This is a genomic window from Serratia plymuthica, from assembly GCF_018336935.1.
Lineage (GTDB): Bacteria > Pseudomonadota > Gammaproteobacteria > Enterobacterales > Enterobacteriaceae > Serratia > Serratia plymuthica_B.
The window spans coordinates 127,024-140,492 of sequence record NZ_CP068771.1 but is presented as its reverse complement, the minus strand read 5'-3'; the positions used below and the strand labels follow the sequence as shown (position 1 = coordinate 140,492).

13 protein-coding genes and 1 tRNA gene are annotated in these 13,469 nt (G+C 48.1%); 6 read left to right on the top strand and 8 right to left on the bottom strand.

Annotation, left to right across the window (positions count from 1 at the left end):
* The first annotated feature begins 39 nt into the window (after nt 1-39).
* Both dicD and JK621_RS00675 read left to right on the top strand, forming a co-directional pair.
* Nucleotides 40-615 carry a division control transcriptional repressor DicD gene (gene dicD / locus JK621_RS00680; protein ID WP_212558242.1) on the top strand — a complete coding sequence of 192 codons (576 nt, stop codon included), beginning with the start codon at nt 40-42 and terminating at the stop codon, nt 613-615.
* Nucleotides 616-775: 160 nt separating this feature from the next.
* Nucleotides 776-851, top strand: a tRNA-Phe gene (locus JK621_RS00675).
* Between the two features lie 192 nt (nt 852-1,043).
* Here the strand turns inward: JK621_RS00675 and JK621_RS00670 are convergent.
* The 3 genes from JK621_RS00670 to JK621_RS00660 form a co-directional block, all read right to left on the bottom strand.
* Nucleotides 1,044-2,075 (bottom strand): tyrosine-type recombinase/integrase, encoded by a 1,032-nt coding sequence (locus JK621_RS00670; protein ID WP_080281299.1) that lies wholly within the window; start codon nt 2,073-2,075, stop codon nt 1,044-1,046.
* A gap of 86 nt (nt 2,076-2,161) precedes the next feature.
* The gene (locus JK621_RS00665; protein ID WP_212558241.1) at nt 2,162-3,847 is read right to left on the bottom strand and encodes a TraI domain-containing protein; all 1,686 of its coding nucleotides are present in this window, start codon (nt 3,845-3,847) and stop codon (nt 2,162-2,164) included.
* Entirely contained in the window at nt 3,841-5,295 is a 1,455-nt protein-coding gene (locus JK621_RS00660) for a UvrD-helicase domain-containing protein (protein ID WP_212558240.1), read from the bottom strand. The genes JK621_RS00665 and JK621_RS00660 overlap by 7 nt, the downstream gene beginning before the upstream one ends.
* 655 nt (nt 5,296-5,950) lie before the next feature.
* Between JK621_RS00660 and JK621_RS00655 the strand changes: the two genes are divergently transcribed.
* Genes JK621_RS00655 through JK621_RS00640 form a run of 4 tightly spaced genes read left to right on the top strand, consistent with a single transcriptional unit; the run spans nt 5,951 to nt 9,997 of the window.
* Nucleotides 5,951-6,784 carry a helix-turn-helix domain-containing protein gene (locus tag JK621_RS00655; protein WP_212558239.1) on the top strand — a complete coding sequence of 278 codons (834 nt, stop codon included), beginning with the start codon at nt 5,951-5,953 and terminating at the stop codon, nt 6,782-6,784.
* Between the two features lie 6 nt (nt 6,785-6,790).
* Nucleotides 6,791-7,777, top strand: a complete 987-nt coding sequence (locus tag JK621_RS00650) for a glycosyltransferase family 9 protein (RefSeq protein WP_212558238.1) — start codon at nt 6,791-6,793, stop codon at nt 7,775-7,777.
* On the top strand, nt 7,770-8,273 hold the full coding sequence (locus tag JK621_RS00645; protein ID WP_212558237.1) for an oxidoreductase: 504 nt from the start codon (nt 7,770-7,772) through the stop codon (nt 8,271-8,273). The genes JK621_RS00650 and JK621_RS00645 overlap by 8 nt, the downstream gene beginning before the upstream one ends.
* Complete coding sequence (locus JK621_RS00640; protein ID WP_212558236.1) at nt 8,270-9,997, top strand: hybrid sensor histidine kinase/response regulator; 1,728 nt, start codon at nt 8,270-8,272, stop codon at nt 9,995-9,997. The genes JK621_RS00645 and JK621_RS00640 overlap by 4 nt, the downstream gene beginning before the upstream one ends.
* Nucleotides 9,998-10,061: 64 nt before the next feature.
* Here JK621_RS00640 and JK621_RS00635 read toward each other — a convergent pair whose 3' ends face one another.
* The 5 genes from JK621_RS00635 to JK621_RS00615 all read right to left on the bottom strand — a co-directional run bounded on the left by JK621_RS00635 (nt 10,062) and on the right by JK621_RS00615 (nt 13,452).
* Nucleotides 10,062-10,742 carry an N-6 DNA methylase gene (locus tag JK621_RS00635; protein WP_212558235.1) on the bottom strand — a complete coding sequence of 227 codons (681 nt, stop codon included), beginning with the start codon at nt 10,740-10,742 and terminating at the stop codon, nt 10,062-10,064.
* Nucleotides 10,743-10,855: 113 nt separating this feature from the next.
* Nucleotides 10,856-11,779, bottom strand: a complete 924-nt coding sequence (locus tag JK621_RS00630; protein WP_212558234.1) for a DUF1281 domain-containing protein — start codon at nt 11,777-11,779, stop codon at nt 10,856-10,858.
* Nucleotides 11,780-11,889: 110 nt separating this feature from the next.
* Nucleotides 11,890-12,162 (bottom strand): hypothetical protein, encoded by a 273-nt coding sequence (locus JK621_RS00625; RefSeq protein WP_016260139.1) that lies wholly within the window; start codon nt 12,160-12,162, stop codon nt 11,890-11,892.
* The gene (locus JK621_RS00620) at nt 12,155-12,433 is read right to left on the bottom strand and encodes a TA system toxin CbtA family protein (protein WP_033648727.1); all 279 of its coding nucleotides are present in this window, start codon (nt 12,431-12,433) and stop codon (nt 12,155-12,157) included. The genes JK621_RS00625 and JK621_RS00620 overlap by 8 nt, the downstream gene beginning before the upstream one ends.
* Nucleotides 12,434-12,444: 11 nt before the next feature.
* The gene (locus JK621_RS00615; RefSeq protein WP_212558233.1) at nt 12,445-13,452 is read right to left on the bottom strand and encodes an ArdC family protein; all 1,008 of its coding nucleotides are present in this window, start codon (nt 13,450-13,452) and stop codon (nt 12,445-12,447) included.
* Nucleotides 13,453-13,469 lie beyond the last annotated feature (17 nt).

The window sequence follows — 13,469 nt, the reverse complement described above, 5'->3', positions numbered from 1 at the left end:
TAACACTGAAGTTCGGAATCGAATTTGGAGGAAGCACAAGTGCAACGTGAACACGTTCTTGATACCGCACTGGGGCTGTTGGAACAACAGGGCCTGGCGACCACCACGTTGGAAATGCTGGCGGAAAAACTTGAGGTGCAGCCCGGCGATCTCAAACGCTTTTGGCCGGACCGCGAGGCGCTGCTGTACGACAGCCTGCGCTACCACGGCCAGCAAATCGATACCTGGCGCCGCCAACTGCTGCTGGACGAAAACCTGAGCCCGCAGCAAAAGCTGCTGGCGCGCTATGACGTGCTGGCGGAATACGTGCAGCACGATCGCTATCCCGGTTGCCTGTTTATCGCCGCCTGCAGCTTCTTCCCGGAAACGGATCACCCGATACACCAATTGGCGGAGCAGCAGAAGCTGACATCGCTGGAGCTGACCCGCGACCTGTTGCGCCAAATGGACGCCGACGACGCCGATATGGTGGCGCAGCAAATGGAGCTGATTCAGGAAGGTTGTCTGAGCAAACTGCTGGTAAAACGCCAGCTCCAGGATGTATCCGTCGCCAAACGGCTGGCGGAAGATATCTTGCAGGTAGCGCAGTGCCGCAGGAACGGCGCATTAGGCTGATTGAACGGCGGAAAGCCGGGCTGCCGAGGCACTTTCGCCACCAAAACGGGCGTACTTTTGCGCTCCCTGCCTGAAAAGTCAGCAACCGAATGCTTTTTCAGGTATTTCACGCATAAAGCCGTTGACGGCCCCCGCCCAATACGGTTTAATGCTGCGCGTTGCCCGGATAGCTCAGTCGGTAGAGCAGGGGATTGAAAATCCCCGTGTCCTTGGTTCGATTCCGAGTCCGGGCACCACTAATTCTGCATCAATGCACATTGGTTAAAGGATGAGAACTTTAACGGGTGGTTAATACGGAATCGACTTGTCAAATAGGTGGTTAAGCAACCCTTTACCACTACGACGTTGTAAGTTGAATTCCTCAAGAAGGATGCCTGTGTTACAGCACAGGCGTCCTTTTCTCGATAACTGGTGATAATCACAGCAAATCATGCCTGTGTCAAGCTTTGTAAGCTTCTCGTCGCAGTGATATCCGTATGTAAAACAAGCTCCTGTTCAAGTGCTTTCCCTGCCACTTCCATATCCAATTCGATGTATTCCATTGTTGTGCTGACGTTACGGTGACCCAGCAGATCTTTCACCAGTTTTAGATTTCTGTCCGGGGATTTCATCAGTTCCGTAGCAAGCGTGTGACGGAAACGGTGTGAGGAAATATCGAAGCCACTTTCCCTGGACAACCGACGATAAAAACTACGGAACGACTGCAGAACATTTTTCTCGTCATAGATGTAATGAGCATGACGTGGGCTGGTGAATCGTTTGACATCAAAGAGCAGGTCATGCTGGCCAGCGCCTCGCTCTGTTGCACGCATAATGAGTAGCTTTATTCGCTCTCTTAGTTGACGAACTACCGGCACTTTCCACTCCCGATGGGTTTTGCTACCTTCAAGGCGGAGCTCGATCCAGCCTTGCTCAAGGTTCACATCTCTCAGTCTGATGTGGATCATCTGATTGTTACGCATACCGGTATATCGAAATGTGTCTAATACCGTCATCCAGAACCAGGTTGGATAAAGTGCGCACCTTCCACCCTTGACTGGTTTTCTCTCTTTCTCCCTTTGTTCATACTGTTGCATCACGAGATAAAGACGGGTCAATTGAGACTTCGTCAATATTCGTTTTTTCTTAGTGTCAGACCGTACAACCGTTCCATTAAAAGGATTCTCAGTGTGCTGAATCAAAGTTTTTTTAATACCCAGATTAAATATTGCCCGCAAGTGGGCCACCTTATTGTTCCAGGTATGCACCGAAAGGTTTTTCTCCTTTAACAGATGCCGGCGCCAAAGCAACACATCCCTTTGCGTCACCATGGCGGGTGTTATAGTTCCGCCAATAAAACGCGTAAACGTTAGGACTACTTTCCTATAACTCCATTCCGTTGCTGAACGAAGTTGCTTGGTAAAAAAATACTCCTCGAGCAGAAACTCCCACTCATCGTGCATCTTTTCTTCGCTTTTCATTTCATAACCTCGAATTAGTTTATTTATCCACTCAGAATTCGTCAGTTTTACCCAACATTTTATGAGATTATCCTTGCATCAAACGACTACGGGATCACGAGTAACTGGCTGTCCTCGGGTACTCTTGTTCCGCCATATAAACTATTTGCCTTAATCAGGTAACCATTGATGCGACGGTATGAACCCATCCCCTCTGGCTTTTCATAAAGATGGCCAATAAAGAATCGCTGCCCCTTACGGATCCGATGTCTTCCCAGTTTTTCAAACGCCTTTTGGATAGAGTTTCGGTCAGTACGCTCCAAATCATTTTCTTTGATATACAGATGAAAAATATCTGGCACACAGAGAAATACGAAGCCACTGACAATATGTGCTCTGGAATCTATAGTATTAATTGATATACCCCCTTTCTTTACTCCGAGGCTCAACCACTGCAGGAAAGAATCCCCAATATTATTTCCTGCAATCAAATTACCTTCCGCGTTATTCTCTTCTAACTGTGGCTTCTTTGATGAATACTGAGGCTCTGAAATAGCCCTTGTATCGATACTCTCCGATAAAAAAGGTTCGATTACGTCTGGCGAATCACAGTTATCTTCAATTACAGTAGGTATGTCATGTACCGGCTCCTGGTTATTTTCAGGGATAGGGCTCTCTTTCTGAGGGGCGTCTCCCTCTTCCTGGCTAACCTGGCAAGTCGGTGCTGACACCTCAACCGCCATTAATGACAACAGAGCCTGCATATCCTCCTCAACGCCAACCACCGCTTCAGACGCTAGGACCATCTCAGCTAAAGGCTTATCGTTAACCGGTGCATCCAGAGCAGAGCTCAGTAATTCCGCCGCCTCTGTCTCTTCGGGCTGATTTAATGTCTCCGCCTGCAACGGCTCCTCAACGAGCGGTGTATTGGTGCTGCTGACTGCACTTTGCAAATCAACAGCGGGTACTGAAGAGGTGATATTTTCAGTAGGCGGTGCCACCGACGGTAAGGCTACGGTCAATGTGTCGGAGATAGATACCGGCGAAGACGATACGAACAAACCATCACCGCGCGCCAGCTTGGCCGCGTCCAGGATAATGTCGTCTATCACAGATAATGCGCTGGGTTGTCGGGAAGCGATCGCCATCAACGAATGTGTAGCCGCCGGCAATGTTGATAGCCAATCGATGACCTCTGCAGGCAACAGCCGTGCAGCAATCATTGCACTTTGACTTGATGCCAATGTCGGGGCTGACGGAGTTGCCCTGAGGCGAAAACGGTAGGGTTCGCTCGGCACCGTCAGACCAGGTAACCAGGCACGGCCACTTTGGAACTCGCCATGAAGCTGGCTCAACAGTGGCAGGTAATGCCAAAGCGCAGCGTAAAACACCACGACATTCCACTGCACATTCTGGGCTGATTGCTCTTCGGGCGGTGCGCCTGGTGGCAGCATGTGCCCTTTGGCCAGACGCACCGCATAGGTCGTCGTCTGCAGGGTAACATCAACTAACCCCCCTTCCCTGACATACTCACCCTGCGGCGCTGCCGGCAACACCTGCATCAGCGTGACCAGCTTGTGAAGTGGTTGCAGGTAGAACTGCTCGTACAAATCCTTTGGCAGTGCACTGTTCTCCCACAGCTGCTGAAGGCACTGTTTACGGGCCGGCATGTTCAGCAGCTGCGTGGCGGACTGCGGCATAAAATACCCCGCCGGCCCCGCAGGTGATGAGGCGTTGCTCCTGGCCGGCACTTCTGGGGTGCCGACCAGCAGCGCCTTGATGGCCTTCAGCATGCTGCCGTGCCCCCTTCTCTGCCATCCACAGCTTCGTCGTCGAGAAGCGCCTGCAGCAACGCGTTCGTGACCAGGGTTTTCCGCGCGCGGGTGACAGCCACGTACAGCAAATTGGTCTCATCGGTACGTTCATCCTCAGGCAACAGCGGATCGGTGATATCAATAAAGTCTTCATTCAGGACGACTACCGGCCACTCCAGACCTTTACTGCGGTGTGCTGTAGAGACAGTAACCTGAGCCTTGGCCTCGTCGGTGACCGCATACTCACGCATCACCTGCAGCTTCTGCGGCAACGGGAAATACTGATCAAGAAGCCGTAGTTCCTGGTTCATCTCCGGGTCTTTGCTGGCTTTTGCTACCGACTCGTATTCATCAAAATCACGGTAGGCTCGCGACAAAGTCGGCGAGCGCATACGTTCAGGCATATCGGCAGAAAACCAGTATAGGTCCTCCAGCTCCTCGGTCTTGTAGCCGGTAATGTCACCGATCCAGAACACCTTTTTGCCGGCCAGACTGGCGTCAAGTGCTGTGCCAATCACGCCGGCAACGGTACGGCTTAACACCGTGACATGCTGGGCTTGCGTTTCCTCAGTAAGACATGACACCACACAGTCCTCCCCACCATCACCGATAACAGGCAGAGTTTCGCCCTGGCGGGCCAGCAGCATGTTGGCCACTCTGGCCACCGCAGGTCCAAACCGGAAGCTGTGGGTCAGGTTCAACTGTTCCGCATCAACCAGGGCCGGTGCATCAAGTGCATTCTCGGCGCCACGGAACCGATAAATTTGCTGATGACGGTCACCGACCAACACCACGCTACAGCGCTGCGACAGCACCAGGCTCTGTGTGACCGGATTTGCATCCTGAGCCTCATCAAACAGCAGCGTCTGCCAGCGCTTCGAGAGGTCTGGTTGAGAGAGTTGGTACAGCTTGAGATAGACATCGTGCGTGACAGGAAACGTGCCGTCCTGGCGCACAGATTCGCGCCAGAGCTGTTTCGCTGCGGTCAGGATTTTCTCTGCAGAGAGTCCGCTGCGAGCCTCTTCATCAGGCAGATGTTGCACCCCAAATTCGTTGTCGGCACTACACAGAAAGGCACTGAAGGTGGTGATCGCCGTTCTGGCCAGCGGCCAGTGACGGGTATTGAGTTGACGGGCGACGTCAGTGATCCGCAGATTCCCCGTTAACCGCTTCTCGTAATGCCGGCCGAAATTTGGCCAGGCCAACTGATGTGAGGTCATGCACACAACATTAAACGGGAATTTCTGAACCGCTTCATCCCTGACGGCTCGGCTATAGGCGAGATAAAGCATCTTGATGTCAGGATTGGCCAGAGCAAAGCGCACCAGGGTTGATGTTTTGCCCGTACCGGAAAAAGCCCTGACCACCAGTTTGGTTCCAGACCAACCGATGATGGCGGCCTGTTCAGGTGTATCACAATAAGACATCAGCAGAACTCCGTAAATCTTGACCGACGCTTATGCTGCGCAGGTCAGTACGGCAATCACCACAGAAAAACCTTTTCCGAGTTGAAAAGGTTTCCTGTGATTAGCCGCTTTCAGGTTGATCGTAAGTCATCAACCCCGCATTGCTGGAGTCTGTCAAAGAAATATAATAGGCAATATCAATATGTTAAGAGTTGATGCCAAAGCTAAATATTTTGATTTTTATCAGGTTTCCCTGGTGCCAAATACTACAAAGTTCAGGTGATTTTATTACGGGGTGTTTTGGCAATTCACAAAATTCGTTCACGTGTGAAAACCCACCCTCACTGTTATTGCGCATCCATCCTCAATGTATGGAGTAACCCCCCAACATTGAGTTGGCTCTTTCTCTGGTGTTGTGCGCTATAGCATCACCTGAGCGTTATGCTCATTCCGAAAGGAGATAAGCATAACGCTTAGAAGCTTCAGTTCGGCATCGCAGGCCTCCACACTCAGGGGCATATTTAGCAACTTCAGCGAGACAAAGTCAACACAAATGATACTTTTACGATAACACAAATCATAATGCGACATCTTAAAACGCTCTTTTCATTGAAAAACACAACTTTGAGTGTAAAATAATGACTGTTTTTTAAACTGAATTTGGCAAAGGTGGGAGATGGAAGACAACAATAAGACTGCCCTGGGGGAAGTCATAGCCAAAGCAATGGCGATAAAGGGTATTCCAAAGCAGAAGCATATCAGCCATACAAGCCGTGTACTGGATATCACAACAGCCGCAGCACAGAAGAAGATGACAGGGGCCTCTAACTGGGAGGTATCTCAACTGATCAGAGTGATTGACTCTATCGATATGAAGATGAGTGAATTCTTCGACATATATAGTTATTCAGTAAATGAAGTACATAACGCGATCTGGAACAATGGAAAGACAAATGTTAAATGCAAAATCTATTTAACAGAAATTAATTCAAATTTCCCAACGGAGTACTCCGCTTTAAAAATAAACGACGAGTGGGTTGTGTTCCACACTGACGACATCAAAGATGACGTATTATTTGATTCCAAGCGTAATATTGAAATGATTCAGTTCTATCCACAAAAGCAAAATATAAAAAAACATCGCATTGCAATTCTTGATGACGAAAAGAATATTGTGGATAGTCTTCTGGAAATTATAGGTAATGATGAATACATTGTCGATCCTTACTATGACATTGAATCCCTGGAAGATAGCCTGAAGCGTAGTCCTTATGACGCTTATATTCTGGACTGGGTTGTTGGCACGAAAACTGTTTTTAACACAATCAAAGAAATCAGAAAGTCAGAAAATAAAAATGCTATGATTCTGGTTCTTACCGGACAGCTATCCGGAATCGTTGACAGAGAAATAGCAAGTGCAATAAATGATTATGACATCACTGGACCCTATGAAAAGCCGATCAAAGCCAGTGTAATCAAATCACTAGTAGATAAACACTTCCCCAAGTGAATTATTATGAATAATAGTTTATTAACATATGCAGGCAGTCTCTTACTTGATGGGAGATACATTGTTTCACCCTATGGGGTAAGTAAAAGTTCACCTGGTGGTAACATATCTCCATTGAGTAACGCTATAGTTCATAATAACGCGATCAATAAAATATCGGTAGACTATTCAAATGTAAAAAGCCTGACTATCATCAACGGATTGGGGGTGACGCTGGGTGATTCTGTAGTCGGTATATCTGCACTACATGCAATAAAAAAAATAAATCCAAACATAGTCATCAAAGTCATTCGACCAGAGAGCTGTCCAAATTACGTTAATGAAATCTACACACTCACAGAAAATATAATAACTGAAATCCATTTCATGCCATTTGATATTTCCAAAGCAGCGGAGGCAGAACTAATAATAGACATAGGAAATCAACTGTATTGGGAAGATTTTAATAAGTGGGAAATGCACGATTTCTTTTTAAGGAACCTTGGTCTCGAACGTAATTTCACTCCGATTGAGATAAAAAGCAACTCATGGTTAAAAAATGCCCCTCTTAATGACATCAACCTGGGTGACTATGTACTCTTCTGCCCTCACGCAAGTACAAAAATAAGAAGCATACCGCAACAGTATCATAAAAAAATAATATCTGAATTAAGCGATAAGTTTAAGGTTAAAGTCTTTGGGTTTAGTGATGTTCACCATGAAAATTATACTAACATTTCTGAGCTATCAACGAGCACCTCTCGATTCGCATCCATAATAAAGCATGCCAGGCATCTCTATACATGTGACTCCGCAGCCTTACATATTGGTGCTGGTTTTGACATACCAACCACGTGTATATTTACCACAGTGAAGCCCGAATTTCGTAGTATATACTATACTCATTGTGAGTCTGTTTATATCGGAAATGATAAAACAGTAGGGATCCATAATAGTGAAGATGTCAATTTAATTAATTCAATATGTAAAGAATTTGAGGTTTATTATGCATAAATTAAAATCGCTATCGATATTATTCATTATTGCCGTGCTTTATTCAGCATCGTCCTTTGCAAAGATAGGCGATCTCTATATAGATGGTGACATTGCAAATAAAAATCATAATGACGGTTATCTGTTAACTGCTGATAATTTTAATAAACTTAAAAAGTCCCATATAAAAACTACAACATCCTGGACTGAGCCTGGACACGTGGTGGATTTTGAAGGGGTAAAATTCAAGGAGTTAATAACACTTGTCGGTGCCCGTGGAAAAACGTTGAGAATGAGGGCGCTGAATGACTATTGGATCGACATCCCCTTTTCTGACGTAGAGAAATACGATATCTTATTGGCAAATAAAATGGACGAAAATCCACTGAGACTGAGAAACTTTGGTCCGTACTTCGTCATTTACCCTTTAGATCAATTTTATGATCAGCTCAATAGCCCAACATATCAGGCCCGTCACATTTGGCAAGTGGCCAGCATAACGGTAATAGATAAATGAAACTAAAGCGGATCCTGATCCAGTATTTCGTCGGTTTTCTGATTCTAACCGGTGGTTTTGTGTGGATGTATGAACAGTATTTCTCCACAAGTCATAATATGAACTCTGCAGGTCCTCAAGAAAATTACGCATGGGCGATTGCTAAATTTACAATCAGGCTGGCAGGATTTAATGCAAAAATTGAGCGTCAACTGCGATTGGGTAACAATGATAAAGAGGAGTTACAAACCGAACTTGACCTTCTGTTCTCGAGTTCTAATGTGCTGTTACATAAAAGTGTGTCGACCAGATACTTATATGAAGAAGCGGGTTATGCTAAAACTGTAGAGCAAATAAATGCTAACCTGGAAAAGATCGACGTTGAATTAAATAAAACAGAACCTGATTACTCGATCATACTTAAAAGCATAGAATTAATTGGGCAAGATAATAAAAATCTAGTGGTTATTTCTGACCATGCAGAAGTCAGACAAAGAAACATTATTCAGCAGGACTACATCGACAAAGGTAACTCGATGAAGTTTCCTATTGCGACACTGTATTTTTTGTTTTTATTGATGCTTTTCATTTCATACCGGCAAGTAAAGTCCATTAATAATCAACTGGAATCAGAAAAGAAATCATTCAATAACAAAAACGCTTTCCTTGGTGTGTTGGGGCATGAATTGAGAACCTCACTCCAGGCAATAATTTCCTCGGTAGAGGTTATTATCCAGAAGTTTAGCTTGCAAGCAAAAGACGGAGCAGCATTCAATCACTTTGAACGATTGGAAAATGCCGCCATGAAAATGGAACGTCAAATGAAAGATCTTGCGGAATTTGCCAAGGTTGACAATGGCAATGTCGAAATTAAGACAGCGACATTCAACTTGCGTAAAATTGTTCATGATACTGTTGAGCAAAGCATTTCACTATTAAACAAAAGTACCGTCACTGTTAACGTAGGGGACACCTCTGACACGTACATAAAAAGCGACCCATCCAGGGTTATGCAAATTATTGAAAACATCGTTACCAATGCCATAAAATATACAGAGCATGGTAGCGTGCAGGTAAATGCGGTTGTACAGGAAAAGTCTAAACTGGTCATCAGGGTCGAAGATACGGGGCAAGGAATTCCTAAAGATAAAATTGACGCCATATTCTCACCGTTTATCCGAGTTGGAAACGACAACAAAGTACCCGGTTTTGGAATGGGATTGGCTATCGTTCATGGTGTTGTTAAGGCCATGAACGGGACTATTAATGTGAAAAGTGACATTGGTAAAGGAACTGTATTTACCGTTTCATTACCAATAGATCTGTCCACACCTGCTGAGATTGATGTTATTACCGACATCGATGACAAACCGTTCTCAGCTAAAGGTATCAGCATCTTAATTATTGATGATAATGAGATGGCATGCGAGTCCTTAGTATCAATTCTTCAGCATGATTTTTCAGTTGAGTATACAACGTCTCCAGAGAGAGCATTAGAAAAGTTATATCGGAAATCATTTGACCTTGTTTTGAGTGATCTTCAGATGCCCATCATTACTGGTGATGATCTATATAGACAGGTAAAAGAGAATGACGGCCCAAACAAAAACACACCGTTTATATTCATTAGTGCATACACCAGTGAAAGTCCAATCAAAGACGTGGATATTTTAACGAAACCAGTACGGCTAAATGACATTAAAAAATCCATAGAGTCCGTATTTTCTAACGATTCCATTATATAAATCGCGCAATATATTTTTATAGCAGAAAGATAACCGCCCCATATACAGGGCGGTTTTGGTTTGGTCAGCTCTCTGAATTATACTGCTGAATTCTAAGTGACCATTTTCCCAACCAATGCATTGGTGTATACATCACCAACCGACGTTCATTTGTCAATACATTCCCAAGTACAATTTCACCGGGTATGCCAAGTGATGATAGCTGGATATATGCCATCGACACAGCCACTGTATCGATATCAACGCAGGAAACCCACATATGCTCTGAAGGTTCATACCCCAACGCCCGCATCTCCACTGCAGCTGCAATCATCATGCCGCCGGCACCACAGCCAGGTTCACTGATGGTGACAAACGGCTGAGTTTGCAATTTTTGCTCCAGCCCGGTGAACTGCAGCTTGGCCATCATAGATGCCACGCTCCAGGGCGTGAAAAACTGTCCACGGTGTTTATCCCCGAGCTCGAGCTGCATAAACGTCATCCCCAGAAAATCACATGCCTGAGCATTCAGCGCAATTCGTACCAGGCCAAGTAAGTGCGCCAGGCGCTCGACGTCTTCACGTTCATACCCTTTGATGATGTTCAGGTACTGTTTCTCCAGTCCTTCGTCTGGATAGAAGCGATTATGCATCGCTATTGCGCCACACTGAACAAAGTCGGAGAAGACCTTATATCGATGATGGTAGCGTGCAGTTTGACCAAAGAGGCCGATGAATTGTTTTTGTGCTTCAGTAAACGTCAACATGGTGAACTCCTTTAACAAGGGAGTTCACCCACAGTGGGGGAACTCCCCCACGGGAAAAAAAAGGCCACCGAACATCGGTGGCCATAAGTTAATGCGTTAACAAAAGTCGGTGATTAGCCGGCTGCTGCATTCGGTGACAACGGTACCGAATCCTTGTCGGCGTAGGTCAGGTGGATCACTTCACCGGCCTCAACTTCAGCCGCTATTCGTCCGCCGTCGACATGCTCGCCGCGGTCGTAGCGATCGTAACCACTGCGTTCCGCATCAGGCATGTACCAGGTATGTTCCACCTGGCAACTGAACCGCTCCGACACTGTCCCGATAACCTCGCCGGCTGGCGGGTACCACGGGGAATCAAAGTGCACCGTCAGCGTGTTGATGCCGTCCCGCACACAACCGGCATTATGGCCTGATGGCCATTCGACGCCGTACTGTCGACCATAGAGATCGGTCGTGGTCGGCACATCACGTAACAAAGCGCCTGAACCATTCAGTTCGGTCGCCAGACGCGTCGGGATCAGCATCAGCATATCGCACGGTGCGGTATACTCAGGCATCATGCCCAAACGTTCCCAGCATATGCCGGCATCGATGTCAGGACTCACCCCCACCAGGCCGAACCAGTCCGCATACTGGCGAGACAGGACATCCGCCATACGCTCCTTCGCGACGTTGGGGATATTCTCCCATTTCACGGCGTCAAGACCCGACTGGCGGTAGAGACGTTCAATCAGACGGATGTTCTCGGTCGTTAACGTGACATCCGCCTTCAGCAACCCGAACCAGTGTTCAAAGGCCAGATTCTGAGGCGATGCGATCCCCGGGTGCATTAATAAATCCGGGTAAGGCACGTAAACGCCGGGTTTTGTCGTAGCCGGCTTCAGTATGCCGGCGCAGCCGGCCAGGAATAGCCGGCAGCTCTGCTGAATGGCGTGCCGGTAGTCAGGCACAACATGGCCATTGACCCATTGCTGCAGTTCATCCACAAAAACGGATTGGCCCGTGATCACTAAACGGTTTTTGCACCAGTTCGACATGGTCTTTCTCCTCTCTTAAAAAAGAGGGAGCTCTCCCCAGCGGGGGAAAGTCTCCCCCGTTGGGTCAGGTGTTACCTCATGATGGTCAGGACGATGATACTGTCCTACCCTTAGTGGCCTTGCTCGCCGTAGTGAGCCCGGTAGACCTGGTGTTCGTCGCCATCAGCGACCAATCCCAGCTGTACCAATAATCCGCGCTCCCACGAGCCCGGACGTCGGCTACCATCAGCGATACTCGCCAGAATGTAATGGATCAGGCCCTCGACATTCTCAAGCTGAACGGCCGCGCCACAGGTCTGCTGAAGCTTCAGCATGTACGCCAGCTCGCCGGCAATCTCAGGGTCAACGGTGACCTGCAGCCCCTTGTTGGTGGTTTTAGTCATCGGTTATCTCCTGTTCTGTTTCACCGATCACACCCAGCTCTTCCGCCTGGCGCAGATACGGTGATGATGGGGTAAAGGGACTGGCGCCCAAGCGTACCAGGTGGTATTTATCCACCAGGTTGTTGATCGCCTCAAACGGCCGCACTCCCGCTTCCTGTAAAGCCATCACGCACTCCGCTTCACACAGATCGGTATCGTTTAAGGCCAGGCCAAAGTATTTGGCCAGTAACCTGCCGGCAATGGTCTGCCAGTAACGTTGTTCAATCGTCATCACCAGATTCCTCATGCCGCAACGGCAGGATCGGTTGTCACCGGTTCCGCCAGGGGTTTCAGTAAAAACTCTGACGCCTCACGGGCCTGTTTTGCCGCACGAAACAGCGCGCGCTTATCTTCACGCAATACCCTGAGCCAATGTTCAAGGTAACTGTCGTGCTGGATGTCGCCAAAGACGCCAAGCTGTGCGCACATAAAAGCACTGCCCAGCTCCGCCACCAGTTCCTCGAACGCGTATACCGGGTCTCCGAACGCGCGGGAAGAAGACGTGATCCCCTCCCGGTTGAGCCTTGTTGCATGACCGGTGCTGTGCACCAGTTCATGCAATAACGTCGACCAGTAATCCTCCTCGGTTCGAAATTGCTGAACCTGTGGCAGGACAATCTGGTCGCGACCCGGCGCGTAATAGGCTCTGTCCTGGTAAACCTGTTCAACTCGAACGCCGCAGGCCTCAACGAGGATGCTGACCTGAGCCTGTGTTTTCGCATCGACCAACGCCCCCTCCTCTTCCGGCACCTCTGCCGGCGTAATGCCGACAACGGTTTCCGGGAGGGCGGCGCATTGGGCAACGTTAAACAGGTACAACGGCTTCAGCATGGGTATTCGCATTTTCAGCGGGTTCCCCTCTTCGTCAAACAGCTGCCGGCCGTCAGCATCCTCCACCTGCTTGTCCCAGGGTTTGAATACCACGGCCAGGGTCGCGGTTTCGCCGGCACGCACATGCCCACCAACGGCTTCCGCCTGCTTGTAGGTGAGCCAGCGATTGGAGTGAAAGCCCCTTTCGTCCGCGGCCATCCATAACAGCAGCACATTCACGCCGCTGTAGTGGTAACCGGTCGTGCCGTTCTGCGGCATGATGGCCGTCGACGCGCCGCGGCCCTTGTCGGTCCGCCAGGGCTTGCGCCAGGGCAAGGTTCCCGTCTCGATGGCGGCAATGATTTTGTCCGTAACCTGTTGATACAGGTCGGGACGTTCAGGCCGTTTTTTCGCTGGCCGTGATGATGATTTCTTTCTCATGGGAGGCTCCTCAGTAA

Coding starts and splice junctions, on each gene's coding strand:
- JK621_RS00665 (WP_212558241.1), bottom strand. CDS start 3,847: ATGCTGAAGGCCATCAAGGCGCTGCTGGTCGGCACCCCAGAAGTGCCG.
- JK621_RS00625 (WP_016260139.1), bottom strand. CDS start 12,162: ATGACTAAAACCACCAACAAGGGGCTGCAGGTCACCGTTGACCCTGAG.
- JK621_RS00650 (WP_212558238.1), top strand. CDS start 6,791: ATGAATAATAGTTTATTAACATATGCAGGCAGTCTCTTACTTGATGGG.
- JK621_RS00660 (WP_212558240.1), bottom strand. CDS start 5,295: ATGTCTTATTGTGATACACCTGAACAGGCCGCCATCATCGGTTGGTCT.
- JK621_RS00670 (WP_080281299.1), bottom strand. CDS start 2,075: ATGAAAAGCGAAGAAAAGATGCACGATGAGTGGGAGTTTCTGCTCGAG.
- JK621_RS00645 (WP_212558237.1), top strand. CDS start 7,770: ATGCATAAATTAAAATCGCTATCGATATTATTCATTATTGCCGTGCTT.
- JK621_RS00620 (WP_033648727.1), bottom strand. CDS start 12,433: ATGACGATTGAACAACGTTACTGGCAGACCATTGCCGGCAGGTTACTG.
- JK621_RS00615 (WP_212558233.1), bottom strand. CDS start 13,452: ATGAGAAAGAAATCATCATCACGGCCAGCGAAAAAACGGCCTGAACGT.
- JK621_RS00640 (WP_212558236.1), top strand. CDS start 8,270: ATGAAACTAAAGCGGATCCTGATCCAGTATTTCGTCGGTTTTCTGATT.
- JK621_RS00630 (WP_212558234.1), bottom strand. CDS start 11,779: ATGTCGAACTGGTGCAAAAACCGTTTAGTGATCACGGGCCAATCCGTT.
- JK621_RS00655 (WP_212558239.1), top strand. CDS start 5,951: ATGGAAGACAACAATAAGACTGCCCTGGGGGAAGTCATAGCCAAAGCA.
- JK621_RS00635 (WP_212558235.1), bottom strand. CDS start 10,742: ATGTTGACGTTTACTGAAGCACAAAAACAATTCATCGGCCTCTTTGGT.